Origin of the sequence: Lactiplantibacillus sp. ME-2, assembly GCF_022549155.1 — a bacterium.
In the GTDB taxonomy this organism is placed as follows: Bacteria; Bacillota; Bacilli; order Lactobacillales; family Lactobacillaceae; genus Lactiplantibacillus; species Lactiplantibacillus plantarum.
Genome location: NZ_JAKZEQ010000007.1, coordinates 71,874 through 96,184 on the forward strand (window position 1 = coordinate 71,874; position 24,311 = coordinate 96,184).

General features: G+C 47.5%; 27 protein-coding genes. 16 read left to right on the top strand and 11 right to left on the bottom strand.

Annotated features, from left to right (window positions below; all coding sequences use genetic code 11):
• Nucleotides 1-17: 17 nt before the first annotated feature.
• From narI to MMY95_RS04145, 4 genes are read right to left on the bottom strand one after another with little or no spacing between them, the layout of a single operon-like run.
• Nucleotides 18-707 carry a respiratory nitrate reductase subunit gamma gene (gene narI, locus MMY95_RS04130; RefSeq protein ID WP_021356451.1) on the bottom strand — a complete coding sequence of 230 codons (690 nt, stop codon included), beginning with the start codon at nt 705-707 and terminating at the stop codon, nt 18-20.
• Entirely contained in the window at nt 704-1,276 is a 573-nt protein-coding gene (gene narJ / locus MMY95_RS04135; RefSeq protein ID WP_015825482.1) for a nitrate reductase molybdenum cofactor assembly chaperone, read from the bottom strand. Before narJ ends, narI begins: the two co-directional genes overlap by 4 nt.
• Entirely contained in the window at nt 1,269-2,828 is a 1,560-nt protein-coding gene (gene narH, locus MMY95_RS04140; protein WP_027822355.1) for a nitrate reductase subunit beta, read from the bottom strand. Before narH ends, narJ begins: the two co-directional genes overlap by 8 nt.
• The gene (locus MMY95_RS04145) at nt 2,818-6,489 is read right to left on the bottom strand and encodes a nitrate reductase subunit alpha (protein ID WP_241277513.1); all 3,672 of its coding nucleotides are present in this window, start codon (nt 6,487-6,489) and stop codon (nt 2,818-2,820) included. The genes narH and MMY95_RS04145 overlap by 11 nt, the downstream gene beginning before the upstream one ends.
• 219 nt (nt 6,490-6,708) lie before the next feature.
• Here MMY95_RS04145 and MMY95_RS04150 point away from each other — a divergent pair, with 219 nt between their 5' ends.
• From MMY95_RS04150 to MMY95_RS04210, 13 genes are all read left to right on the top strand, one after another.
• On the top strand, nt 6,709-7,761 hold the full coding sequence (locus MMY95_RS04150; protein WP_238352299.1) for a HesA/MoeB/ThiF family protein: 1,053 nt from the start codon (nt 6,709-6,711) through the stop codon (nt 7,759-7,761).
• Nucleotides 7,758-8,225 carry a MogA/MoaB family molybdenum cofactor biosynthesis protein gene (locus MMY95_RS04155; RefSeq protein ID WP_011101441.1) on the top strand — a complete coding sequence of 156 codons (468 nt, stop codon included), beginning with the start codon at nt 7,758-7,760 and terminating at the stop codon, nt 8,223-8,225. The genes MMY95_RS04150 and MMY95_RS04155 overlap by 4 nt, the downstream gene beginning before the upstream one ends.
• A gap of 20 nt (nt 8,226-8,245) precedes the next feature.
• Entirely contained in the window at nt 8,246-9,460 is a 1,215-nt protein-coding gene (locus MMY95_RS04160) for a molybdopterin molybdotransferase MoeA (protein WP_053267649.1), read from the top strand.
• Complete coding sequence (mobB, locus tag MMY95_RS04165; protein WP_011101439.1) at nt 9,439-9,936, top strand: molybdopterin-guanine dinucleotide biosynthesis protein B; 498 nt, start codon at nt 9,439-9,441, stop codon at nt 9,934-9,936. Before MMY95_RS04160 ends, mobB begins: the two co-directional genes overlap by 22 nt.
• Nucleotides 9,929-10,420 carry a cyclic pyranopterin monophosphate synthase MoaC gene (gene moaC, locus MMY95_RS04170; RefSeq protein ID WP_011101438.1) on the top strand — a complete coding sequence of 164 codons (492 nt, stop codon included), beginning with the start codon at nt 9,929-9,931 and terminating at the stop codon, nt 10,418-10,420. Before mobB ends, moaC begins: the two co-directional genes overlap by 8 nt.
• The gene (locus MMY95_RS04175) at nt 10,392-11,006 is read left to right on the top strand and encodes a molybdenum cofactor guanylyltransferase (protein ID WP_236719444.1); all 615 of its coding nucleotides are present in this window, start codon (nt 10,392-10,394) and stop codon (nt 11,004-11,006) included. Before moaC ends, MMY95_RS04175 begins: the two co-directional genes overlap by 29 nt.
• On the top strand, nt 10,996-11,256 hold the full coding sequence (locus tag MMY95_RS04180; protein WP_011101436.1) for a hypothetical protein: 261 nt from the start codon (nt 10,996-10,998) through the stop codon (nt 11,254-11,256). The genes MMY95_RS04175 and MMY95_RS04180 overlap by 11 nt, the downstream gene beginning before the upstream one ends.
• 92 nt (nt 11,257-11,348) lie before the next feature.
• Nucleotides 11,349-11,786: a GAF domain-containing protein gene (locus tag MMY95_RS04185; RefSeq protein ID WP_011101435.1), complete on the top strand. Its 438-nt coding sequence runs from the start codon at nt 11,349-11,351 to the stop codon at nt 11,784-11,786.
• A 23-nt stretch (nt 11,787-11,809) separates the two neighbouring features.
• A complete protein-coding gene (locus MMY95_RS04190) occupies nt 11,810-12,841 on the top strand; it encodes a sensor histidine kinase (protein ID WP_053267647.1) in 1,032 nt (343 codons plus the stop codon).
• A 32-nt stretch (nt 12,842-12,873) separates the two neighbouring features.
• Nucleotides 12,874-13,527 carry a response regulator transcription factor gene (locus MMY95_RS04195; protein ID WP_011101433.1) on the top strand — a complete coding sequence of 218 codons (654 nt, stop codon included), beginning with the start codon at nt 12,874-12,876 and terminating at the stop codon, nt 13,525-13,527.
• Between the two features lie 317 nt (nt 13,528-13,844).
• Nucleotides 13,845-14,153 carry a hypothetical protein gene (locus MMY95_RS04200; protein ID WP_011101432.1) on the top strand — a complete coding sequence of 103 codons (309 nt, stop codon included), beginning with the start codon at nt 13,845-13,847 and terminating at the stop codon, nt 14,151-14,153.
• A 9-nt stretch (nt 14,154-14,162) separates the two neighbouring features.
• Nucleotides 14,163-15,143: a hypothetical protein gene (locus tag MMY95_RS04205; RefSeq protein WP_011101431.1), complete on the top strand. Its 981-nt coding sequence runs from the start codon at nt 14,163-14,165 to the stop codon at nt 15,141-15,143.
• A 14-nt stretch (nt 15,144-15,157) separates the two neighbouring features.
• Nucleotides 15,158-16,057: a hypothetical protein gene (locus tag MMY95_RS04210; RefSeq protein WP_053267645.1), complete on the top strand. Its 900-nt coding sequence runs from the start codon at nt 15,158-15,160 to the stop codon at nt 16,055-16,057.
• A 200-nt stretch (nt 16,058-16,257) separates the two neighbouring features.
• Here MMY95_RS04210 and MMY95_RS04215 read toward each other — a convergent pair whose 3' ends face one another.
• The 6 genes from MMY95_RS04215 to MMY95_RS04240 form a co-directional block, all read right to left on the bottom strand.
• Nucleotides 16,258-17,136: a helix-turn-helix transcriptional regulator gene (locus MMY95_RS04215; RefSeq protein WP_053267644.1), complete on the bottom strand. Its 879-nt coding sequence runs from the start codon at nt 17,134-17,136 to the stop codon at nt 16,258-16,260.
• A gap of 29 nt (nt 17,137-17,165) precedes the next feature.
• Nucleotides 17,166-17,504 (bottom strand): metal-sulfur cluster assembly factor, encoded by a 339-nt coding sequence (locus tag MMY95_RS04220; protein ID WP_011101428.1) that lies wholly within the window; start codon nt 17,502-17,504, stop codon nt 17,166-17,168.
• A gap of 103 nt (nt 17,505-17,607) precedes the next feature.
• Nucleotides 17,608-18,798 carry a NarK/NasA family nitrate transporter gene (locus MMY95_RS04225; RefSeq protein WP_021355909.1) on the bottom strand — a complete coding sequence of 397 codons (1,191 nt, stop codon included), beginning with the start codon at nt 18,796-18,798 and terminating at the stop codon, nt 17,608-17,610.
• A gap of 4 nt (nt 18,799-18,802) precedes the next feature.
• Nucleotides 18,803-19,801 carry a GTP 3',8-cyclase MoaA gene (gene moaA, locus MMY95_RS04230; protein ID WP_011101426.1) on the bottom strand — a complete coding sequence of 333 codons (999 nt, stop codon included), beginning with the start codon at nt 19,799-19,801 and terminating at the stop codon, nt 18,803-18,805.
• A 43-nt stretch (nt 19,802-19,844) separates the two neighbouring features.
• Nucleotides 19,845-20,090 carry a MoaD/ThiS family protein gene (locus MMY95_RS04235; RefSeq protein ID WP_011101425.1) on the bottom strand — a complete coding sequence of 82 codons (246 nt, stop codon included), beginning with the start codon at nt 20,088-20,090 and terminating at the stop codon, nt 19,845-19,847.
• A 2-nt stretch (nt 20,091-20,092) separates the two neighbouring features.
• The gene (locus MMY95_RS04240; protein WP_241277514.1) at nt 20,093-20,494 is read right to left on the bottom strand and encodes a molybdenum cofactor biosynthesis protein MoaE; all 402 of its coding nucleotides are present in this window, start codon (nt 20,492-20,494) and stop codon (nt 20,093-20,095) included.
• Nucleotides 20,495-20,892: 398 nt separating this feature from the next.
• Between MMY95_RS04240 and MMY95_RS04245 the strand changes: the two genes are divergently transcribed.
• The 3 genes from MMY95_RS04245 to MMY95_RS04255 are packed head-to-tail and all read left to right on the top strand — an operon-like array spanning nt 20,893 to nt 23,120.
• Nucleotides 20,893-21,348 carry a flavodoxin gene (locus MMY95_RS04245; RefSeq protein ID WP_053267643.1) on the top strand — a complete coding sequence of 152 codons (456 nt, stop codon included), beginning with the start codon at nt 20,893-20,895 and terminating at the stop codon, nt 21,346-21,348.
• A 3-nt stretch (nt 21,349-21,351) separates the two neighbouring features.
• On the top strand, nt 21,352-22,353 hold the full coding sequence (locus MMY95_RS04250) for an iron ABC transporter permease (RefSeq protein ID WP_015825474.1): 1,002 nt from the start codon (nt 21,352-21,354) through the stop codon (nt 22,351-22,353).
• Nucleotides 22,350-23,120 carry an ABC transporter ATP-binding protein gene (locus MMY95_RS04255; protein ID WP_015825473.1) on the top strand — a complete coding sequence of 257 codons (771 nt, stop codon included), beginning with the start codon at nt 22,350-22,352 and terminating at the stop codon, nt 23,118-23,120. The genes MMY95_RS04250 and MMY95_RS04255 overlap by 4 nt, the downstream gene beginning before the upstream one ends.
• Nucleotides 23,121-23,236: 116 nt before the next feature.
• On the opposite strand, the gene MMY95_RS04260 is transcribed toward MMY95_RS04255, so the two are convergent.
• Nucleotides 23,237-24,307 carry an ABC transporter substrate-binding protein gene (locus MMY95_RS04260; protein ID WP_104795670.1) on the bottom strand — a complete coding sequence of 357 codons (1,071 nt, stop codon included), beginning with the start codon at nt 24,305-24,307 and terminating at the stop codon, nt 23,237-23,239.
• Nucleotides 24,308-24,311 lie beyond the last annotated feature (4 nt).

Below are 24,311 nucleotides of genomic sequence, written 5' to 3' on the forward strand. Positions count from 1 at the left end.
AAGTTCGCAACGATTCACTAAACTCGTGGCCGCCGCCGATAAACGATGTAACGCCGATAGAAGTACTGGTAAGGAATTGCAATCGCGTGAATCAGCCGCGTGTATGGGAAAAAGCCGAAAATTGCTAAGCCGCAAATAACATGCGTCTTGTAAATCCACGGCACTGTAGCCATCAACCACCACTTTGGTTGGAGATAGAACAATGAGCGCGCCCACACTGAGAGTGTTGTCCGGTAGTCAAACGCCGGATGTAAAGGACCGGATAGTGTTGAAGCCAATCCTAAAATGATCGTAATCAACAATGCCACGTTGACCATTAAATCGCTCCAAGAACTGGTGACAAACACCCGTACATTGGTAAACCGCCGGTACGTCAGGATAATCATCCCGGCAAGGGCCAAAACTCCGGCCCCAGTCCCCATCATTAAGGAACCGAACATATGGTACATCTCATCTGAAATTCCCAAAAAGTCCGTAAAAGCTTTCGGAATCAGAATCCCTAAGATATGCCCAAAAAAGGCTAAAATGATCCCAACGTGGAAAGTGATGGCCCCAATCATCAGTTTTTTCTTCTCCAGCATTTCACTGGAAACTGCCGTGACGCTAGCCGGATAAAATTTCAGCCGCACAAACGTCCCCACGAAGAACGATAATAACATGGCATACGGGTAGATCACCCACAGTACTACGGAAAAGAAATCTTTCATGATGCCGCGACCCCCGTTTCCACACACGTCCGTAATTCCGCCCGTACGACTTGTAACAACCGAAAGTATGGATCATCCAATTCGGCCGTTGCATTTTGTAACATCGTATAGGTGCCATCTTCAATAACTTGAAAAGCCAGCTTGATATCCTGTTGTCGCGGATCGTCCGCAAAGTGGCCATACGCTAGAAATTCCAGCAGTAGCGGCAGGAAGTCCGCTAACTCACTACTAACCGTCGTCAGCCCAAACATTTCATACATCATCTTGAGCTTCGCCAAAATGGTCCCCCGTTCCCGGGAATCCGTCATCTTGTAAAAACTCATATAGAGGGTGTAGCGCTTGTTCATCTCAAATAAGCCAGCATAGTGGGCCTGTTGCGCTAATAACGGTTGGGCGGCTAGTTCATCGAATGCCGCCAACAATTTGGCTTTTTGAACAGTCGCCGGATAGCCCGTTACGATATTCTGACGGGTAGCCGTAGCGAACGTCATCTCATCAGGATAGTCGATCAACCGCGACAAAGTGACTAGCGTGGGTTGCATCGTTGTTAATTGTTTAAAATTAATCACGCCAAATCCCCCCGTAGAAACTTTCTGCGTAAATTTGATTGGTCGATTCACCAGCTTCGGCTTTCTTGAACATACTGCCATGCTGTGGTGCTAACGCGCAGCCAGCACATTCGTCATAACCTAAGCCGCCCTGTTCACTCTGGGCATCTTCCACTTGTTCTTTGTGATTTTGTGGAATCACAAAACGGTCTTCGTACTTGGCAATCGCCAGCAAGCGATAAAGTGATGTCGCCGTGTTCTCAGTCAAGCCAACGCGTTGTAATTTAGCCGCGTCGAAGTCCTTGCCACCGGTCTTAGCCCGCATGTACAGCCGCATCATGGCTAACTTGTAGAGGGCACCCTTGATTGCCGGGACGTTGCCACCCGTAAGTAAACTAGCCAAATAATCAACTGGAATGCGCATCTCATCGATTCCTGGGAAAATCATCTCAGGATCCTTGATCGAATCGCGGCCCTCAAAATAATTCATGACTGGTGACAATGGTGGGATGTACCAAACCATGGGCATCGTCCGATATTCAGGATGAAGCGGAAAGGCGATCTTTTCTTCGACGGCCATCCGGTAAATCGGCGAATTCTGAGCAGCTTCCAACATTTCTTCAGAGATACCATCCGCCAACGCTTGTTCAATGATGTCTGGATCATTGGGGTCCAAGAACAAATCTAACTGTGCTTGGTATAATTGGCCTTCCTCAGGCGTTTCGGCCGCTTCTTCGACCCGATCAGCGTCATATAACATGGCGCCGATATACCGGATCCGACCGACACAAGTCTCGGCACAGACAGTCGGTTCACCTTCTTCGATCCGTGGATAACAGAACGTGCATTTTTCAGCCTTATGGGTCTTCCAGTTGAAGTAGACCTTCTTATAAGGGCAACCCGTCATACAAAAACGCCAGCCGCGGCACCGTTCTTGATCAACCAAGACGATACCGTCTTCATCACGCTTATACATCGCCCCAGAAGGACATGACGCCACGCATGGTGCGTTCAAGCAATGTTCACATAGACGTGGGAGGTACATCATGAAGGCCTGTTCAAAGTTCGCTTTGATATCGGTCTCTATCTTTTCCATGTTTGGGTCCGCTTTGAAATATTCAGGTGATCCTGCTAAATCATCATCCCAGTTGGGGCCCGTCTTGAGATCCATCTTTAATCCAGTAATCTGCGACGTCGCGCGTGCAACTGGTTGATGGGCCTTTTCAGGTCCGAATAAGGTTTGGTAATCATACGTCCATGGTTCATAATAGTCGTCCAATTCTGGCATATCAGGTTGATAAAAAATCTTTCCGAGTGCGATCTTATTGACCTTATTACCTGCTCGGAGTTGAAGTTTACCTTTACTGTTCAACTCCCAACCACCTTTATAGTGATCTTCATCTTCCCAGCGTTTCGGGTAGCCGACACCGGGTTTGGTCTCGACATTGTTAAACCACATGTATTCTGCCCCAGGACGATTGGTCCAAGTATTTTTACAAGTGACCGAACAGGTATGGCAACCAATACACTTATCAAGGTTTAAGACCATCCCAATTTGTGCTTTAATCTTCATTCCAGTTCACCTTCTTTAACTTCCGTACGTTCACGTACAGGTCCCGTTGATTACCGATTGGGCCATAATAATTGAAACCATAACTCAACTGACCATAACCACCGACCATTTGGGTTGGTTTCACATGAATTTGGGTTGGCGCATTGTGCGAGCCACCCCGATTACCTGTAATCGTTGACAACGGTTCTTGGATTTCCATGTCTTGCGCATGATACATGTACATGGCCCCCGCTGGCATCCGATGGGAAACAACCGCCCGGGCAGTCACGACCCCGTTACGGTTGTAGATTTCCAACCAATCGTTATCTTTGATGCCGGCTTTATCAGCGTCAACTGGACTGAGCCAAACATTCGGCCCGCCCCGGAATAACGTCAACATTTCAAGATTGTCATAATACATCGTGTGGATATTCCACTTACCATGTGGCGTCATGTACCGCAATGTCAGTTCATTATCGGCCGGTGCGATTTCCGTATCACCAGGTGCCATAACTTGTGGTGGCAGTGTTGGCTTATAATTGGCCAAACTTTCCCCGTATTCCTGGAAGATTTCATGATCCAGGTAGAACTGTTGCCGGCCAGTCAAAGTCCGAAATGGCACTAGCCGTTCAATATTGACGGTAAATGGCGAGTAACGATCACCATCATGCTTGGCCGAAGTGAAAATTGGCGTTGGAATCGCCTCCGCCGGTTGAACCGTAATACTCTTGAAGGACATTTGTTCTTCAGTGCGACCAGCACTGATATCACTCAAAGACCGGCCAGTGACCGTTTCCGCGTTAGCCCAAGCCTTTTTGGCAACGTGCCCGTTGGACGTGCTCGAGATGTGCAAGATGGCATCGACAACGCGTTTATCTTGATCTAACTTTGGGCAACCAGCATTCACACCGCGATCATACACCCCTAAAATATCCTTAAGCTCATCGTATTCAGTCGTGACATCATAACTGAAGCCCAGGCCACCTTCCTTACCACGCGCGTTCGGTCCTAACGCAATGTACTTGTCATAAACCTGAGTGTAATCCCGTTTGATTAACGACAAAGCGGGCATGGTCTGTCCAGGAATCGCGTCGATTTCCCCCTTCTTCCAATCACGAATTTCACCCAGTGGCTGACTAATTTCGCCCTTGGAATCGTGGCCGAGCGGTTGCGTCTTTAAATCATACTGCGGTTCTGGATAATACTTTTTAGCCATCGTTGAGAAAGTCTTCGCCAGGGTCTTAAATTGTTGCCAGTCACTCTTGGATTCCCACATCGGATTAATTGCTGCGTTGAACGGGTGGATAAACGGATGCATATCAGTTGAGGATAAGTCAGCCTTTTCATACCACGTTGCAGCTGGTAAGACCACGTCTGAATACATCGGTGTCGCCACCATCCGGAAGTCCATATCGATGACCAAATCTAATTTGCCAGTGACCGTATCATCATTCCAAACCATTTCTTCAGGTTGACAACGGCTATTAGACTTCGCTAACAGGCCATTTTCAGCGCCCAACAAATGTTTCATAAAGTATTCTTGCCCCTTACCAGACGATGTGAAGAGGTTCGAACGCCAAATAAAGAGACCCTTGGGTTGATTCTGGTTGGCGTCTGGATTCTCAGCAGCAAAGTGTAACTGACCGCTCTTGAGTTCATCGACGACGTGTTGTGAAATTTCATTGATATCTGTCGATTGATATTCCTTAGCAAAGGCTAACGAACTACGATCAAATTGTGGATAGGATGGCAGCCAACCCAGTCGAATTGCCAACTGGTTATAATCAGCCGCGTGTTCATAAGCATGCTTGGACGCACTAACGGGTGACTTCTGCGCTTCATTATCCAATTCATCATATTTCCACTGATCGGATGCGAAGTAGAAAAACGAGGTCCCGTTTTGTTGGCGGGCACCGCCAGCTTGCCAGTCATTGGCAAATGCAATGGCGCCCCAGCCTTCTTGTGGCCGCAACTTTTCTTGACCAACATAGTGGGCCCAGCCACCACCGGATACCCCTTCACAGCCGCACAACATCAAGTTATTGATAATTGAACGATAGGTCATATCGGAATTGAACCAATGATTGATACCGGCGCCCATGATGACCATTGTCTTGCCACCAGTATCCAGCGCATTTTGAGCGAATTCACGGGCAATTTGAACGACTAGACTAGCTTTAACACCCGTCACCGTCTCTTGCCAAGCTGGTGTATAACGACTATTAGCATCATCATAACCACTGGCAGCCAATTGATCATGGCTGCCTTGATCAATCCCATACTGGGCCAACATCAGCTCGTAAACGGTCGTCACCAACTGTTTACTACCATCCGCAAAAGTAACCGTTTGCACTGGCACGTGTCGTTTGAGAACCCCGTTTCCGTCGGCGTCGAAGGTTGGAAAGTCAATCGTGACTTGTTGTTCCGCCGTAATATTCAACTGCGGATCAATTGCCTGACCATCAGCGTCTTTGAGTGTCAAATTCCACTGCTGACCGGCTTCCCAACGCTGACCGATCGTCCCATTGGGAACCACGACCTTAGCTTGATTGCGATCATAGACGACCGGTTTCCATTCGGCATTGGCGACCGTGTCGGTACCTTGTAAATCAGAGATCCGCATGAAACGCCCGGACGTATAATCATTTGAATTAGCCGCACTCGGCTTCAAGATGACCATGAATGGTAAATCCGTATACTGTTTGGCATAGTTCAAAAATTCAGGCGTCTGTTTATTCTGATAAAACTCTTGCAAAATAACGTGGGTCATTCCTTGTGCCAAGGCGGCATCTGAGCCCGGATGCGGGGCTAACCAGTTGTCCGCAAACTTGACATTTTCAGCGTAGTCCGGACTGACCGCGACAATCTTAGCGCCGTGATACCGCGCTTCAGTCATAAAGTGCGCATCCGGTGTCCGCGTCAATGGCACGTTGGAGCCCCACATCATAATATACTGACTGTTATACCAGTCCGCTGATTCAGGAACATCGGTCTGCTCACCCCAAATTTGTGGTGAAGCCGGTGGCAAATCCGCATACCAGTCATAAAAGCTCAACATCTCACCACCGAGTAGCGACATAAAGCGGGCACCCGAAGCATAACTAATCATCGACATGGCCGGAATCGGCGTAAAGCCGGCCAGCCGGTCTGGGCCATATGTTTTGATCGTATAGAGTAACATGGCTGAAATCAATTCGAGTGCCTCTGGTCGGTGAACCCGAACCATGCCACCATGGCCCCGCGCCGATTTATAAATTTTAGTTTTAGCTGGGTCCTCGACAATACTAGCCCAAGCTGCTAACGGATTATCATGCGTCTGCTTGGCCTCAGTCCACAGTTGCCAGAGCTTTCCGCGAATATATGGATACTTGATCCGCACTGGGCTGTATTCATACCACGAAAAGCTCGCCCCCCGTGGACACCCCCGGGGCTCGTAGCCCGGCATGTTTGCGCCGCATTCTGGATAATCAGTTGCTTGATGTTCCCAAGTGATAATGCCTTGTTTAACGTACACGTTCCAGCTACACGAACCCGTACAATTGACCCCGTGCGTCGTACGAACGACTTTGTCATGGGACCAACGCTCACGATACAAGCGTTCCCATCGCCGGCTATTTTCTTCCAGCTGAGTGAACGTACCGTTGAACTTTTCGACATTTTTAAAGAAACGGGATTTTTTCACCGATAAGACCTCCTTTATCACAATTAAACGGCTCCAATTAAAAGTAAGCCATTTCCCTAATATCTATGGTAGCAGGCGTTTTGTTATACTTCGACTAGGGAAACACCTATATTTTTTAAGTTGACGTGACTAATTTGTCACGCATCATTTGGCCCATGTTTCACTGCCATACCTGGTAGTGACTAGGCGAAATAGCGAGGCACAACACACCAATTTAATATGAAAGAAGATGAGCACATGCTTAATCGTTACGACCGCCAAGAACGCGTCACGGTGATTGGTCACGACGGTCAACGCCGGATCAACGCTGCCACGATTTTAATCGTCGGCGTCGGCGCGCTTGGCAGTTATGCTGCCGAACAGCTCGTTCGTGCCGGCGTGGGCCACTTGATTCTCGTCGATCCAGATACGGTATCACTGACCAACTTACAACGCCAAGCTTTGTTCACCGAAGCAGACGTTCGCGATCAGGCCTTGAAGGTCGATGCAGCTAAAAATCACTTACAGGCCATCAATCACCATGTCGAGATTACGGCCTACCCCGCCGCCTTAGATGACGACCTGTTACAAACCTTAACGTTCGACTTAGTCTTGGATTGTTTGGATAACTATGGCACTCGGATTCTGATCAACCGTGCGGCACTCGTTGAACGCTTCGACTATATCTTCGCCAGTTGTGCCGGAACATTTGGGACAGTGATGCCCATCCGTGCCTGGCAGCACGCCTGCTTAAACTGCGTCTACCCCAACCTTGAAGCGCTACAACAAACGGACTGCGACTTACTCGGCGTCAATACCGCCCTCGTTCCGATTATAGCTGGCTTACAAGTCTCACTAGCCCTCCATTACTTGGTCGTACCCACTAGCGTTGACTTTGAACAACTGACCACGATCGATAACTGGCAGCTATCGCAGCAAACTTTTCACGTGCGTAAGAATCCCAACTGTCCAACGTGCCAACGCACCAACTGGGACTTGACCACAGCACCAATAACTAATCCCGTTCAGGTACTCTGTGGCACCGCGACTTATCAGGCCCGGTTCACTCAGAAACCGAACTTAGCAGCTATTACTGACTGGCTGCTTGACCGCCAGTTCAGTATTAAAAGTTACGCCAGCTTTATTAGTTTCAAGTGGGAAGATCGACCAATCAGTATCTTCAAGAATGGCAAAGTCATGTTGTATAACATTCCCGATCTGAATGCGGCCACCGCAACATTTAACCGCTTACAATTACATCTAAAATCCGTATTGGAGGTCCCTATCAAATGAGTCGTGCTTGTATTTTAACAGTCAGTGATACGCGTGATCTAAACACTGATAAATCCGGAAAACTAATTGCCGAACGGCTACAACATCACGGGGTCACCGTAATGGCGCGACACGTCGTTATCGATGATATCGTTGATATTCAGCAACAGTTTCTAACCTTCGAACAACTGGGGCCAGACCTGATTATCACCAACGGCGGCACCGGCATTGCGCAACGCGATGTGACCATTACAGCACTGACGCCCTTATTGCCAACCATGATTCCTGGTTTTGGGGAAGCCTTCCGTGAACTATCTTTTGCGGAAATCGGCACCCGCGCCCTGGCATCCAAGGCTGAAGCGGGCTTTAATAATCGTAACCAGCTCTGTTACTGCTTACCAGGCTCAACCAACGCCTGCCAAACGGCCCTTGACCGTCTGATCTTACCAGAATTTGAACACTTACTATTTGAACGTCATAAATAACCCAAAGGAGTAATTTGCCTATGTTAACTAGAAGATATCCCATCTCAATTACCGAAGCCCAGGATAAAATCAACCAAGTTGCGCTACCAACGAAAACGGAAACAATCCCCGTCACCGACGCGAATCACCGGGTTCTAGCCGAAACGGTCACCGCACCATTCGCGTACCCCCACTTTCGACGCTCAGGAGTTGATGGGTTCGCTATTCGTCACGAAGACGACCATGACTACCCTCACGAATTCAAGGTCGTCGGTAATATCCCAGCTGGATCAACTTTTCATCAACCCCTTGGCAAAGATGAAGCCGTACGGATCATGACGGGTGCGGACGTTCCAAGCGATGCTGGCGTCGTCGTGATGCTCGAAAAGACACGCGAACTGGCTGACAACCGCATCAACATCGTGGTTCCCGAAAAGCATTCTAACATCACTGAAATTGGTGAAGAATATCAAACTGCCGATGTTTTGATTGAAAAGGACACCGAACTTAATCCAGGCGGCCTAGCCGGTTTGACCGCACTAGGCGTCCAGACAGTCACCGTCTACCGGCAGCCTCGCGTCGCCGTCATCACGACTGGTAGCGAACTGATGGCCCCGGGTGAACCTGTCCAAGAAGGCAAAATTTATAATAGTAACGGCGTGCAGATCCCGTACCTCGTCCGCGAAAATGGTGGCGTGGTCACCAACGTTGAACAATTAGTTGACGACAACGCGCTATTGCAAGCGTCCCTAACTAAAGCGATTGCTGAAAATGATATCGTCATTACTGACGGCGGTGTCTCAGTTGGTGACTACGATTTTATTGGCGATACTGCGCGGCAAGCCGATGAGCTCTTATTCAATAAAATCAAGCAACGGCCGGGTAGTGTCACTACGGCGTTTGTTCAGGATAACACGCTCGTCATGGCCTTGTCAGGTAACCCGGGCGCTTGCTTTACGGCTTTCTACCTATACGTTGAGCCCCTTTTACGCCGATTCGTCCATCAGCCGAGTCGCATCAAAAAGGTCCAGTCACGTTTGGCAGCACCTTACCATAAGACCAACGGCTTCGACCGGATCCTTCGAGCCACATTTACAGAAGATCACGGGCAGTACGCGACGTATCCGAATGGTCCCGACCGCTCAGGTGCCTTAAGTAATTTACAAACAACCACGTGTTTGATTAAAATTCCGCACAGTAATCGTCCGATTGAACTCAATGCCGAGGTGGAAACATGGCTCTTACCTTTCAAATAATTGGCTACAAAAAGAGTGGCAAGACACTCATCACGACTGAGTTGGTCAGACTGCTGACTGATCGCCACTTACACGTGAGCGTCCTCAAACACGACGCTCACGCGAGTACGATGGATACGCCCGGTACCGACACGGCACAATTCAGCCACGCCGGTGCTCAGGAGGTCATCCTGCAGTCCGCCAATGGGATTTTTTGCCATCAAACAACCGTACAGCCTGTCCCTGTCAGCAGGCTGATTGCACTGTTACCGACGAGTACGGACGTGATCTTGTTGGAGGGTTTTAAACACGCACCCTATCCGAAAATAGCGCTGTTACGATCCGACGATCACGCGATCGACTTTCAACAATTTACAAATATCCAAGTCTTTGCCAGTCTGACTTGCCATCCTGACGCAACGTTGGTCGGGAAGACGGCAATTTGCAACTGGTTTGTACAAACTTACTTTAAAGGAGCTGCGACAACTAATGACTGATCAACTTACTCACTTTAACGATCAAAACCGGGCCAAAATGGTCGACGTAACCGACAAAGCCGTCACCCACCGTGTGGCCACGGCCACTGGTCAGATCACCATGCACCCGGCCACCCTGCAACGCATTCACGATGGTCAAATCAAAAAAGGCGACGTGTTGGCCGTCGCTCAAGTCGCTGGTATCATGGCGGCAAAACAAACGAGCAGTTTAATTCCAATGTGTCACCTGATTCCACTGACCGGTGTTGATATTCATTTTACTGACAACGGTCAAGATACGATCACCGTCGACGCACTCGTCAAAACTAAGCATGTCACCGGTGTTGAAATCGAGGCCTTACTTGCTGTTCAAGTGACCTTGCTCACGATTTATGATATGTGCAAAGCTATCGACCGCGGCATGCTGATCAACAACATTCACCTCGTAGAAAAAGACGGCGGCAAAAGTGGTCACTTTGTCTATCCTAGTACCCCGAAATCTTGAGAAAGAAGTCCTGAACATGTTGGGAATCGTCCTCGCTGGCGGGCAGTCGAAGCGTTTTGGCCGCGACAAAGCCCAAGTCCAGTTACCCGGCCAGCCGCTCAATAACGTTGGCCTCGCCGTCACCAAGTTACAACTGCTATGTGAGCAAGTCATTGTCAGTGCTAGTCAGCAAAACGTGGCTAACTTGACCGAGCAGTTCCAAACCAGTTCAAACGTTATCGTCGTGACCGATCAAGTTCCTTTTGAGCGCCAAGGTCCCCTCAGCGGTATTTTTGCAGCCACTAATTATTCACCAGAACTGACTGATTACTTGTTATTGGCAGTTGATTATCCATTAATCACTACCACCATTTTAACGACCTTGGTCACCCAAACAGATTGTTACGCAACGACACCAACACAGGATCATTACTTGGTAAGTCATGTGCAAGCCAGTCAGGACATGGTACGCGCTCATTTATTGCTAGGCGATTTACGAGTTAGCCACTTTATCAAGACGACATGTCAGGGACTGCCGGTGACTTTTCCAGATAGCCAAGCATTTACTAATCTAAACAATATGGAGGCACTTACCAATGCTAAGTAAAGCAGAAATGAACGAACGTGATTTCCAGAAATTATTGCAAATTGCACTGACTGACCTCGGACTCCGGCAAACAATGCTGGAAAACGAAGTTAGTTCAGTCAATGAAGAAATGCGCTCACTTGAAAAAGATGATAAACTAGATAAACTTGATATGCAGATTCGGGCAGTCCGTCAAGACTATGAACATTACCATCAATTCGTAAATTCCAACTTCAAACTCGACGTGGCAGACCAATATCGTGAATCATAGAATATTCTAATTATATATGACACTGTAAAATTAAAATGTGTAAATTGGCCTCAGACCGTTACAATCATGGTATGATAAAGGAGGAATAAAAAGTGACCTTAGCTGAAAATGCCAATCAACGTAACTACCAACATTTAGTTGATCAGCTCTACCAAACTAGCGATTTTGACTTTGTCGGCGTGGCGTTACAAGCCAACCAAGCTCCCCATCAAATCACCTGGCAATACGTTGCCGGTAATCGGGGTGAGCAATTTCGAAAGATTATTTTGCGTAGTGGCATCGGCATTGCCGGGCTAGTGGTACGAACTGGCAAACCTTTTTGGAATAATGCGTTGCAAAATGCGACCTATACTGATGTTCTGTATACGCCAATTGCTCAAGCAGAATGTTTAACTAGTGCAGCAGCAATTCCGATTGTGACAACCGAATTTCGGCTCGTCACCGGAGTTTTGCTCGCCGGTTATCGTTCAACGCAAACTGTATCCGACCAAACCATCAGTCGGCTCTCCCATTATCTGGCCACTTTTTAATTCGGCGAAGGGAGGCCGACTTTTTGCTAGAATCAAATCACTGGATTCAACAATATTTTTCAGAAGCAACCGATGCGGTGTTGATTTTTAAGGACGATCAGTTAGTCATCAGTAATCAATTAGCACGTGATTTACAAGCCGAACTCAACTTTGATGCTAATTATTTGGTTCAAATCGCGGACAATGCGGTCCAGCAAAAATTCAATACAACTGACGATTGTTTTGACTGCGTCATTCGTAACTTAATGCCGGAAATTTCAATTCCGATTACACTGGCTAAGGATAAACCACACCCGCTCACTTACTTTTTAATCTATCACGTCATCAACACTGACGAACGTATCTTCTCGTTAACACTCAAAAATCGCGGCACCATTAAGCGTATGGATCAACTTGCCCAGCAGCGCCAGTTAAACGCCTATGTTAACCGAGCCCATGAAGAAGAACGCAAAAAAATCTCTGCCGATCTTCATGACAGTATCGCTCAAGGTATTTATTCTGCCATCATGGGTGTTCGCCGAATCAACGCTGAACATGCCAATCCTGATGAAATCAGTGCGTTGACTCACGTGATTGAAACCCAATTAGAGGACACGTTAACCGAAGTTAAGGGCATGGCACTCGACATTCGCCCCTCAGTACTTGATAATTTTGGTTTGCTAGCTGCGTTACGGGCTTTGGCTAAACGTTTGCAAGCCAATTCCGGTGTAACGATTACGGTAACCGGTAACGACGAACCAACACAACTTGCCACAGACGTGCAAAACGTGCTCTATCGCATCGGTCAAGAATCAATTAATAACGCGCTCAAGCACGCCCACGCCAACGAAATCAATCTCTTACTAGTTGCACATAGTCATTACATTACTTTGGAGATCATCGATGACGGTCAGGGTTTTAACGTTCCAGATCAAGCTACCTTCAATGGTCACTCACTAGGCCTGTTAAATATGAATGAACGGGTCAAAGCACTTAATGGTACTTTTACGCTCCATTCACAGCCCGGGGCCGGCACCAGTGTTACTGCCAAGTTTCCGATGACGTTAACACCTTAACTTAGATATTATAATTAGAGGAGTTGTTTACGATGTATCACGTCTTAATTGCGGATGATCACGCGGTTGTTCGCTCAGGGTTAGCATACTTAATTAACCAACAACCCAATTTTGAGGTCATTGATGAAGCTGCAGACGGAACGTCAACCTACTTGCGCGTTGAACAGGGTGACGTAGATATTCTTGTCATGGATTTAAGTATGCCTCCTGGCGAAAGCGGTCTCATAACAACTCAGCGAATCCACGAACACTTTCCAGATGTTCGTATCCTGATTCTTTCAATGCATGAAGAACAAGAATATATCAATAAAGCGCTACATAATGGTGCCATGTCATACATTATGAAGAGTTCTTCTGACGATGAATTATTGAAAGCCTTGAAAACAGTCGCGAACGGCGAAGAATACGTCGACACCAACATCGTGATAACTAAATCCGACGTTCAACAGATCAATTCAAATGGCGTTGACACCAACCTCACCGGATATAACGGTCTTTCAAAACGCGAACGGGAAGTCTTCCCTTTAGTGGCACTCGGCTACTCCAACAAAGAAATCGCAGCTAAGCTATTCATTTCAACTAAAACAGTCGAAGCCCACAAAGCCAACATCATGCGCAAACTAGCGTTAAATAATCGCGCTGATTTAATCCGGTACGCCATCCACCACCACCTGATTGACTTCTAGGATACCGTATTGACAGTTTCCCGCAACTGGAGCTATCGAAACTCAGCACTGAAGACTGTAATAGGCTAATTAAACGTAACCTTAGCGCAAGCTCACATCTCCCAGCTGGTAGCGACTTAAACTACCACGGCCTATTAACGAATCGCGGCGGCCGCCCGATTCGTTTTTTTGTGTCCACCACACCAACCTTTTGCCACCACCGATTCGGCTAGCCGGAGCATTTATCAACATCTCGTAATATAGTCATTTCCCCAATACCCAGCACCCTACTCTTCCGGTAAACTAATGATAAAAGCACTTGGAAGGAGTTTGACACAATGGCACATAATGTTAGTCAAGATGAAGAACTATTAGGAATTTTACGCGATGTTGCGACCCATCGGTTTCACCAAGGAAGACAGGTCAATCCGAATTCCATGTTGTATCAGACGGTATCAGTGGCAGTTGAACGCGGTTACCTAAATGACGCACAACTCGATGATAATTATAGTCACACGCTCGCAAGCATCGACCTCACGAAAGCAACCTTGACAGACGCCGGCACTGACAAATTGCAAGCCCTTACGACTGTCGATGATACTGTGGCAACTGATGATGCCAACGCACCTACCAGACCACAAGCATAGGAGGCTCCCATGGATATCCAAGAAAAGTTAAACGCGAAGTATGATAATATCGCAATTTACACGTCCGGCTTCTATGCGGACCCCGAAGACGAACTCGGTACTCGGAGTAAACTCAGCGAAACGTTGAAATCATTCACAATGAATCAACATGCTGATACACCCTTCTCACTACAAATCATGACGACCAACGGAGAAATCAACGTCATGCCGCTCGGACTATTGAGCCTCGATGAATTAAAAGCATACGAAACAAAACGCCGCGAACAAGCCGGACTCACCACCGATGATGATGCCATTCCACTAGTCGTTCAATTTGCGCCCCACACCGAAAAAGGGCAAATCCAAAAACAGATCGTCGGCACCACCCAAAACTTGTTTGATAACTTCAACACTCATTTTGCGGCTATTTGGACCGTCGTTAAAGCTGATCTTCAAGCCAATCAAACACTACTGGTTGGGATCGAACGCGACCTGATTAGTGACAGCGCTGATATTCAACGCGAGTATCAAGACAACTTCAAACTGATGGATGCGCCGACACGCAAAGCCAAACTTGGCTTCGACTTAAAGGATACTGATCTCACCCACTTCAGCACCTTTATGGCCGATATGCACGAAATTCAAGCAATCGTTCTGTCGTCAGCCGCATTCGTCAAGAATGAATTGTTAGGTGACGATTTATTCGCTCAGGTCATGAACGATAAAGTCTCCCGCAACACGTTATTTTGGGTGCTCGACAATACATTTTACGAGACGCTTTACTATTTTATTGAGAAATATCGCGATATTGCAAACGGTAAAAAACTCACCAGGCATCTCCATCATCAAAAGAAGTTATTAATTATCAACATGCGTAATGATGCCTACCAACGTGCACAAGCAGCTGTTGAAGATGCAACCACTAAACTTGATATGGACAAATACTTCAGCGACATTTTTGTGCCGATTGCTGAACAACTGGCACGTGAAGTTGACCAATTTCAAAACTAACGGGAGCGATAAGGATGTTACTTGATTACGACGTCGCCCTAGAAGACGACTTTCAACAATTCATTAAACAGATTCCGGCGCCCGTCCGTGCACTACTCGATTCAGCGGACCCGGTCGCACGTCACCAGCGACAGGCCGTGTATACACTCTTTGGAATTCCGGGGCGGCCCGCGACGATGACACCGCTTGTCGAAGCACTAGCGATGGTCTCAACTTTAGATACGCCAAGTTTTGCGCCCACACCCACGATTAATGATTTAGCTCTGAGTAAAGCGCACGCATACGCTAGTCAGTACTTACTCCAACAATTTATTCGGACGGTCAGTCACACGACCATGCTGCCGCCTGCCAATCGACACGAACTCTTAACAGCGGCACAATCATTACCGTTAGCGAATCTCAATCGACTCCGGTTGAACTTTAATCAACGAGAGCGGATTGCGGATTTTCTGAAGGATACGAAGGATCGGCCAGCCAAATTAACCAGTCTGAGTGGCTACTTAGCTACTAGCTTGGCTGGCCTTGACCCGGCTATCTGTGGCCTTGCACGCGCAATTGGGGAATCAGTCGGCATCGTACTCACCATTCTGACTGACGTCCAGGTGACCCGACAGATTGCGGATTTTCGTGAACGCCTCTTGATGGGAAACTATCCACTGCCACTCCTGTTCGGTTTCGAAAACGATCCGGGCTATTTTTATGATTTCTTCCATCAAGCCCATAAACCAACGGCCGACCAATTTGTCGCAACCCAGCAACGGGTCTTGATGATTGGGGTTGCACCCGCATTAACGATGGCTAATGAATTAGTCGACCAAGCGCGCTTAGACAGTCAACAGCTACCAACTGACTTACAAAAGCGTGTCGAACAGGCACTTACCCGTCTAGCCGCCGCTACGGCACAACCGCATTAATTCCATCATCACAATTGGATTGTACCATTCCAAAGTGTCGCTCAATACAGCGACACTTTTTTGACGCCACTGTCATTATGGATGCCGCGCATAGGTGAATTATGACACCAAAACGACCATCCCTCATTCTACTGAGAAATGGTCGTTTAAAAATATTCAAATTCATGTTAACGAGATGATGGTGGTTCAACTATATCGGCCTAGGCATGCTTGCGTGCTTGCAAATAACGTCGCCGCAGGGCCGCAGCCTTGACCTCCACAACTTGATTGTGGTTGATCCGTGCAAACGCAACTGTTTCACTTAAAAGTTGTTGAATCTGCTCGTCAGGTTGGCACTGTTGAATGGCATTAGCCGTCGCCAAATATTTCAGTCGTGGTAAATAGTAGGTGACATGCTGCTCTGAACAAAGTGAGACACCATCATTGATTAGCCCGTTGCTAGTGGTAAAATCTTCGCGAGTCGCTTCGTATTCAGCCGTATAAAAAATCATCGTCAGTAGCCGTAAATAGTCCTGGTCATCACCATTGACCAAAGCCTGCTTGACTGCTTGATGGACCTTTTCAAAGTAAAATTGGGCCTTCGCCAATTCTGACAATCGACTATACATGACCCCCAAGCCGACATAGGCCAGCGGGGTAAATACCGTTTCATGCGCCTGGTCCAAATCATCTAAGATTTGATCGAAGTCAAAGCAAACATCACTCACGGCACCATTGATCAATGATTTCAGTAGCCCACTCAAATAATAATATTGCATCCGTAACGGAACCGCCGCAATTTCGCTGACTGCAATCCGATTCAAAGCTTGCAGCACCACTTGATAATCCTCCATCATCAGCTGACGTTCAATATGGTCCAATTCTTGCCGCATTTGGGTCACCGAACTCGCTTGGTCCTCGTTTAGCTCATCAACAGTCAACCCCAGGCGGGCACATAACTGTTCTAAGATAGCCAGCGATGGCACGCGACCGCGCCGTTCGAACTTGCTGAGCGTGGCCTGGGTACAAATACCGGCCGATAATTTAATTTGTGAAATTTGTAGGGCTTTACGACGAGCCACAAACTTTTTAATATCCATTCGCGCGCAACCCCTTACCGAATTACTGGTTAACCATGAATGCCGAGCGCTACCTTAGCAAAGCGGCTCATTTTGCTCATGTCCCAGGCTGGTTCCCAAACTAAATCAATTTCGCATCCAGTGACCCCGTCGACACTAGTCACTGCCCGATTAATCTGATCAGCTAACAAGTTACCCAGTGGGCAGCCCATGGTTGTCAACGTCATTGTGACAACACAGTTGCCATCGTCATCGACATGGATATCATAGATTAACCCAAGATTAACCATATCAATACCCAACTCGGGGTCAATGACATCCTCCAACGACTTCATCACTGCATCTTCAATGGGTGAAAATTCGGCGCCTTCACCAATTCCATCTGCCATTCTGCCACACTCCTTCTAACTATTATTCGTTTAATTATACCATTTTTATAAGGCATTTTATGCCAATCACTAATAATTAACGTTAAATTGTAATCGATTACAATTATTTAACAATGTGGACGTCACCATGAATAAACCGGCGCCAAAGGGCATACCAACAAACTAATCCCGTGAGGGCTAAGAGCACGATACCAAGCCGATAACTTCCCGTCCAAGTATGAATCCACCCCACTAATAGTGGTGGGAAGAAACCGCCCAGGCCACCCAAAGCGCCGACAAAACCGGTGACCGCACCAGTATTTCCTTGTGATACATACGGCACCATCTTAAAGATGACCCCGTTACCGAAGCCGGCAATCAATCCGGCACCAACAATACCAAAGATAAACAGCGACTGGTTGCTAAAGGTCAACGTAATAATCACGGCAAAGACGGTAATGCCGATAAAGATCCACTGTAACATCTGCATCGGTCGCCACTTATCGGCCGCCGCTCCCCCAATTGGTCGAACAACGGTACAAAGGCCAGCAAATAAGGCAGCGTATAAGCCTGCTGTTACTTGTGGCACACGGAAAATATCTTCCAAGAACAATGGTGTCAAATTAGTGAATGAGACAAACAGACCAAACGTTAGAAAATAAAATAATGACAAGTACCAAGTACTACTTTCCTTTGCGACAGCCAATGCGCCCGTCACAGTTTTCGTCTTATCAACCGGCATTTCGCGACAAAAGATGGCGAACAGGACAGCCAAAATGACCGTTAATACCATCAGGAAATAGTAAACCATGTTAAACCCATACGAGGTCGATATGGATGGCAACGTCAACGCAGCGACCGCATTCCCCATGTTCCCCATGCTGACGATTCCTAATGCTAGTCCTTGCTTTTCAGGCGGAAACCAGACTGAGGCATACGAAACCCCGACAGCAAAAGACGTTCCGGCCATCCCAACGAGTAACGCTGCGACTAACAACATACCGTACGTGTGTACCTTCGTAATCATCAACAGTGGGATCAAAATGAAGGCCATCAGGATCAGATAAACCTTTTTACCACCATACCGATCACTCAAAATTCCGACTGGAATTCGCATGATTGACCCGAGTAGTACTGGCGTTGCTAGTAGCAGCGTCCGTTGCGACACACTCAAGTGAAACTTGATTGCGAGCTCTCCCGCTAATGGTGCAAAGTTTGACCATGACATAAAGCAAACGATCATCGCCACCGTTGCCAAGCCTAACGCTAAATAGGCCCGCCAACGCGTACTTGTTTGAGCATCTTCAACAGTCATTTTCTTATCCTCCAATCTGACTCATATGCCGCCACGTTGGGGCTTTATCAATGATGCGGTCAGTTTCGGACATGGCCATTTCATGATTGAGCGGCTTATTATCTAACGCCTTTTGAATAAGTTTGCGGAATGCCACCGGATCACCAATGGCCGACCGGATATCGATTTCTTCGTTCCAATACAAGCATGCTTTGACGTACCCGTCAGCAGTAATTCGTAATCGATTACAGTTTTCACAAAACTTAGAACTGATTGGATGAATAAGACCGAAACTTCCCTCATAACCTTCAATTTGATAATTATCAGACGGTCCGTTACCACGCAAAACGATTGGATGGTAGGCTAAGCCGTTGTCTTTACAAGTATCAAAGACGTTTTTTAAACCCACGTATTCTTTTTGCCAGGTCTTTAATGAATTCCCAATCGGCATAAACTCAATGAAGCGCGCATTAACATCGTGGTCCTTGGTGTAATGTAAGAAATCTAGGACTTCGTCATCATTTTGCCCCTTGATCAAAACAATGTTCAACTTGATCTTTTTGAAATGTAACTTACTAGCCACGGCGATTCCATCTAAAACCTGTTGAATATTACCGCCCCGCGTAATTTTTTTGTACCGATCCGCTTTAAACGTATCCAGACTAATATTCAACCGGTCCAATCCGGCTTCTTTCAGTGGCTTAGCTAATTTCGCCAAAAATAGCCCATTAGTTGTGATTGAAACATCGTTAATCCCGTCGACCGCCTTGATACGCCGAACAATTTCGACCACATCGGTCCGTAGCAGTGGTTCGCCACCAGTGATTCGGACCTTAGACACTCCCATGGCCGCAAAATTCTCGATCAATTGGACAATTTCATCCTGTGACAGGACCCGATCCGTTGGGAAAAACGGTAGCCCCTCTTTCGGCATACAATATACACACCGCAAATTACAACGATCCGTAATCGATAACCGCACGTAATCATGCAAGCGATCATAACTGTCATATAATTTTTCCATACTATTCGCGCTCCTCCTTCATCATTAGATCTAACGCCGCTATTTAACCCCCACTGACCGGCGGAATTAGTGCAATCTCATCAGTCGATTGTAAAACTTGCCGGTCATCAGCGATGAATTCTTGATTAACCGCGATCCGCGCATTATTGATTACAGCTTTAAGCGCTGGCGTTCGTTGGCTCAAAGCTGGCTTGACCATGGCCGCGGTCGCCGGCGTTGATACGGTCACCGTGACCGTTGGCCCGATTTGTTCCGCTAGCATTGCAAACAACTTAATCGTTAGTTCCATCTTTAATCCCCCCAACGAACCTTGTCGGTATCAAATTCTTTCTTCCAAATCGGGACTTCCTTTTTCAGTGTATCAATTAAGTATTGGCACCATTCGAAGGCCTCAGCACGGTGCGCTGCCGCGACACCAACAAAGACCGCTTCATCCATCAGATCCAGATGCCCAATTTGGTGCACGATCACCACGCGGGCGCCTTTAGCTTCAATGGGCGCTGCTAATTTGTTAAGTTGACTGATGGCCATCTCCGCATACGCCGAATAATCGATTGATTGCGTTTCGATTGGGCCCGTCCACTGGCGAACAGTGCCTACAAACGTGACAATGCCGCCATATTCCGGTGCCTTCAATACTTGATACAACGCATTCACATCCAATGGCGTCGCAGACAATTTGATCATCGCCATGGCGCACCCCTCCTTTTGACCGATTCGTCCTACCCTTCTATTATGTCAGAGCCTGCTTTTAAATTTAATTAGTCAAATCCCTAATAATGGTCAATTCGTGAGAATGTTATCATATAGTTAACAGTTATTGAGTTGTCGATTACACGCGCTAAGTTGGGCAAACGTTCGTTAGCTTTGTCGTGATGAGAAAAGTTCTAGTTGTGTGACAAGCGTGTGAGGTTTAGACGGGTCGAGACTGGGCGTTAGCTTAGTATCATAGTGTAGCTAACCGCAAGTCTCAATATGACCCAGACACGTTTCAACAATATGGCATTAAGGCGTGGGGTTCAGCTTAAATCTATGGCCACCGCGGCCCACCAACCATCATAACGTCATAAAAATAAAGGAGTGTTATTTACATGAAAGCTGAAATTATTTATGCTTCGTTAACTGGTAATAATGAAGAGATTGCAGAAATTATTCAAAATCAGCTTCGTGAGCACCACGTTGATACTAATTTTACTGAGATTGGTCAGGTGGACGCCTTTGACCTGCCCGTAGCCGATTTAATCGTAATCGTACCTTATACATATGGCGAGGGCGACTTACCGGAAGAAGGCCTCGACTTCTTTGATGATCTCCAAGATGTCAATCTCAGCGGAACTGTTTTTGGTGTCGCAGGATCAGGCGATCGTTGGTACGCTGAGGATTATTGCAAGGCCGTGGTCGAATTTGACCACCAGCTTGAAACAACTGGTGCTACGCGGGGCGTCCAACCCCTGTTTATCGATCTTCATCCCGAAGACGCCGACGAACAACGGCTCGACGACTTCACGACTAGCCTGATTAAAACGGCTACACAACTGGGGGTCTAGCCAATGATTAAAACACGTCGGCGCGGTTATGGCATTTTATTACTGACGACCCTTGCGTTGATTGGGTTAATGCTAGTGGCACTTTCTCTAGGCCGTTACCAATTAAGCCTCAGCGAGCTTATCGCCACACTCACCGGTCAGGCATCCGTTAGTCCGGTCATTCATAATATCGTTTTCAGTCTGCGCTTACCACGAATCTTGGCCGCGGCCGCAATTGGGGCCGCTCTCGCTATCTCGGGGACTGCCTATCAGAGTATTTTTCAAAATCCCTTAGTTTCGCCTGATCTGCTGGGTGTTTCAAATGGGGCGGCGGTTGGCGCAGCATTAGCGATTCTGTTAGGTTGGCACACCGTTGGCACACAGATTTTAGCGTTCGCTCTCGGACTAATCGCCGTCTTATTAAGTGTCGGGATTCCCCGTCTGATCCATCAATCGAGCACACTAGCCTTAGTCTTAGCTGGTATCGTCATCAGTGGGTTGATGCAGGCAATTCTAGGCCTACTGAAATACTTAGCTGACCCGGAGTCACAATTACAAGACATCGTTTACTGGCAGCTTGGTAGCTTAGCAAAAGTAAACCTCAATAGTCTCGGGGCCGTTTTGCCGTTGCTCATCGTTGGCATGGTAATCTTACTAATTATGCGCTGGCGCTTAACCGTCTTAGCCCTGGGCAACCAAGTGGCTTTTGCCCAAGGAATTAACGTCCGCTTGGAACGCGGTCTAGTAATTCTTAGTGCCACGATGTTGACTGCTAGCGCCGTGTGCTTGAGTGGCACTATCGGTTGGATTGGTTTGATTGTCCCCCATATGGCGCGGATTATTATAGGCGAAAACACCAAGTGGTCGCTACCCCTGTCCGGTCTAATCGGCGCAATCTTTCTACTAGTTGTGGACACTCTCGCGCGTACCTTATCCGCTGGTGAAATTCCATTAAGCATTCTGACGGGCTTCATCGGCACACCGATTTTTATTGCAATTCTGTTATCAAAGAAGGTGGCACTATGACCGCACTTTTATCAGCTGAACATTTGGCTTTTCACTATCCACAACAGACCGACCTCTTTACCGATTTACAGTTACAGTTGCACCACGGCGAAATATTGACTTTGCTTGGCCCCAACGGTATCGGCAAATCGACACTGTTAAAGTGTCTGTTAGGATTACTCACACCGACAGCCGGGACACTCACTTTGAACGGCCAACCATTAGCTACACTAACGCCCAAACAACGGGCGCGGATCATCGCTTACGTGCCCCAGACGATTCCAACAACGACTAGTTTGAGCGTCCGTGACTACTTATTGACCGGACGCACCCCCTACTTAAACTTTGCTCAGTCCCCGGGTGCGACCGATGTTGCCCTGGCAGACCGCATTCTGAAAACGTTGCAGCTCAGTGAATTAACGGCGCGCACCATCAACACGTTAAGTGGCGGCCAAGCCCAACTGGTCACAATTGCGCGTGCCTTGATGCAAGAACCCGAATTGATTATTTTAGATGAGCCAACTGCGGCCCTTGATTTTGGCCGTCAACAGCAACTTTTAAGCCTCGTCCAACAACTCGCAGGCCAGAATATTGCGGTCATTTTAACCACGCATAACCCAAACCACGCACTAATTTTAAAACAGCGAGTCGGGTTATTCGGTGCCAGCGGACACTTCGATTACGGTGGCATCGAGCTGCTGACCGAACCACGCTTACGAGCCACTTACCAAACAAAACTCCGACTACTATACGTCCCAGAACTGGGCCGCACGATTTGCGAGTTTTAGCCGTCATCACAAACCATGGCAGCATCAGCGTCCACACCAAAAAAGCTAGTCGAGAAATTAATAATAATTTCTCGACTAGCTTTTTAAACGTGCACGCTGACCAGTTTAACCAGCAGTTATTTAGGCGACGAGGCACCATTCAATAACCGGTTAGCTTGCGCCGTACTTAACTGATAATGATAAAACTGCTGATAGAAAGCTTTGGTTTTCGCGACCATATTCAAATCTTGGAACTGATCCGGGTGTAATTTTTTAGCTGCCCACAACACCTGTAAAGCTTCCTCAGCACTGTAGCGATCCCAGGGGAACGTTCCCTGAGGGTTACCGTACACCCGATTCTTTTTGACAGCGGTCAATTTGCTCAAGACGGCGTTCTTCTTCAATGCCGCTCTGGCTTCAGCCGTCGTTGCGCTCCCAACAATAATGACATCAGGATCGGACTTAGCCAATGTTTCGGTCGTGACCGAGATCATATTGCCCTTTTGCTTCAAAGCGTTTTGACCACCGGCTGCTTTGATCCACTCGTTCACGATCGTCCCAGTACCGTCCACTTGATTTAAATTCGTGGCGTTCACGAAATGCAGCACTTTAGGCTTGAACGTCGCATCTTTGAGCCGGTTCTTAACGTCATTAAGGTTGGTTGTCAGCGTTTTTTGATAAGCTTTTGCAATCTTTGGTGCTGTACCACCCAAGACTTGAGCAGTTAAGTTCACGGATTGCCGTAAGCCTGCAAAAGTCTGATACATTGCATTAATGGTTGGGATCTTCGCTTTCCGCGCCTGTTTGACCTGAGCAGTATCCGCTGCAATCACAACGTCCGGCTTGGCTTTCAACAATTCTTCTGTCTGAAGGTCATCACCCGCAAACGGCGCAGTTACTCTGCTGATTCCGGGATCAATCGTCTTGAACCACGGTGACTGCTTGATCATCTGCGTGGTAGCCACCAACTTTTTCTGGCCGCCTAATAACAAGACGACCTGATTATTAGCGTGCCAGAGATCAGCAACCCGCGTCACTTTTGTCGGTATTTTGACCTTAGTGCCAGCCATATCTGTTACCGTCCTAGTCGTCGCCGACTGGGACGCATTGGCCGTTTTAGACTTACTAGCAGTCGAACGGCAACCGGCCCCAACGCTTAACCCGATGATGAGCGCTAATCCTAATAAGATGCGTCGTGTCTTTTTCATCTCA

What these genes read in the sequence shown, in the direction of transcription:
- narI (WP_021356451.1), bottom strand. Translation starts at nt 707, where the DNA reads ATGAAAGATTTCTTTTCCGTAGTACTGTGGGTGATCTACCCGTATGCC.
- narH (WP_027822355.1), bottom strand. Translation starts at nt 2,828, where the DNA reads ATGAAGATTAAAGCACAAATTGGGATGGTCTTAAACCTTGATAAGTGT.
- MMY95_RS04150 (WP_238352299.1), top strand. Translation starts at nt 6,709, where the DNA reads ATGAAAGAAGATGAGCACATGCTTAATCGTTACGACCGCCAAGAACGC.
- MMY95_RS04155 (WP_011101441.1), top strand. Translation starts at nt 7,758, where the DNA reads ATGAGTCGTGCTTGTATTTTAACAGTCAGTGATACGCGTGATCTAAAC.
- MMY95_RS04160 (WP_053267649.1), top strand. Translation starts at nt 8,246, where the DNA reads ATGTTAACTAGAAGATATCCCATCTCAATTACCGAAGCCCAGGATAAA.
- mobB (WP_011101439.1), top strand. Translation starts at nt 9,439, where the DNA reads ATGGCTCTTACCTTTCAAATAATTGGCTACAAAAAGAGTGGCAAGACA.
- moaC (WP_011101438.1), top strand. Translation starts at nt 9,929, where the DNA reads ATGACTGATCAACTTACTCACTTTAACGATCAAAACCGGGCCAAAATG.
- MMY95_RS04180 (WP_011101436.1), top strand. Translation starts at nt 10,996, where the DNA reads ATGCTAAGTAAAGCAGAAATGAACGAACGTGATTTCCAGAAATTATTG.
- MMY95_RS04195 (WP_011101433.1), top strand. Translation starts at nt 12,874, where the DNA reads ATGTATCACGTCTTAATTGCGGATGATCACGCGGTTGTTCGCTCAGGG.
- MMY95_RS04200 (WP_011101432.1), top strand. Translation starts at nt 13,845, where the DNA reads ATGGCACATAATGTTAGTCAAGATGAAGAACTATTAGGAATTTTACGC.
- MMY95_RS04205 (WP_011101431.1), top strand. Translation starts at nt 14,163, where the DNA reads ATGGATATCCAAGAAAAGTTAAACGCGAAGTATGATAATATCGCAATT.
- MMY95_RS04210 (WP_053267645.1), top strand. Translation starts at nt 15,158, where the DNA reads ATGTTACTTGATTACGACGTCGCCCTAGAAGACGACTTTCAACAATTC.
- MMY95_RS04215 (WP_053267644.1), bottom strand. Translation starts at nt 17,136, where the DNA reads ATGGATATTAAAAAGTTTGTGGCTCGTCGTAAAGCCCTACAAATTTCA.
- MMY95_RS04220 (WP_011101428.1), bottom strand. Translation starts at nt 17,504, where the DNA reads ATGGCAGATGGAATTGGTGAAGGCGCCGAATTTTCACCCATTGAAGAT.
- MMY95_RS04225 (WP_021355909.1), bottom strand. Translation starts at nt 18,798, where the DNA reads ATGACTGTTGAAGATGCTCAAACAAGTACGCGTTGGCGGGCCTATTTA.
- moaA (WP_011101426.1), bottom strand. Translation starts at nt 19,801, where the DNA reads ATGGAAAAATTATATGACAGTTATGATCGCTTGCATGATTACGTGCGG.
- MMY95_RS04235 (WP_011101425.1), bottom strand. Translation starts at nt 20,090, where the DNA reads ATGGAACTAACGATTAAGTTGTTTGCAATGCTAGCGGAACAAATCGGG.
- MMY95_RS04240 (WP_241277514.1), bottom strand. Translation starts at nt 20,494, where the DNA reads ATGGCGATGATCAAATTGTCTGCGACGCCATTGGATGTGAATGCGTTG.
- MMY95_RS04245 (WP_053267643.1), top strand. Translation starts at nt 20,893, where the DNA reads ATGAAAGCTGAAATTATTTATGCTTCGTTAACTGGTAATAATGAAGAG.
- MMY95_RS04250 (WP_015825474.1), top strand. Translation starts at nt 21,352, where the DNA reads ATGATTAAAACACGTCGGCGCGGTTATGGCATTTTATTACTGACGACC.
- MMY95_RS04255 (WP_015825473.1), top strand. Translation starts at nt 22,350, where the DNA reads ATGACCGCACTTTTATCAGCTGAACATTTGGCTTTTCACTATCCACAA.
- MMY95_RS04260 (WP_104795670.1), bottom strand. Translation starts at nt 24,307, where the DNA reads ATGAAAAAGACACGACGCATCTTATTAGGATTAGCGCTCATCATCGGG.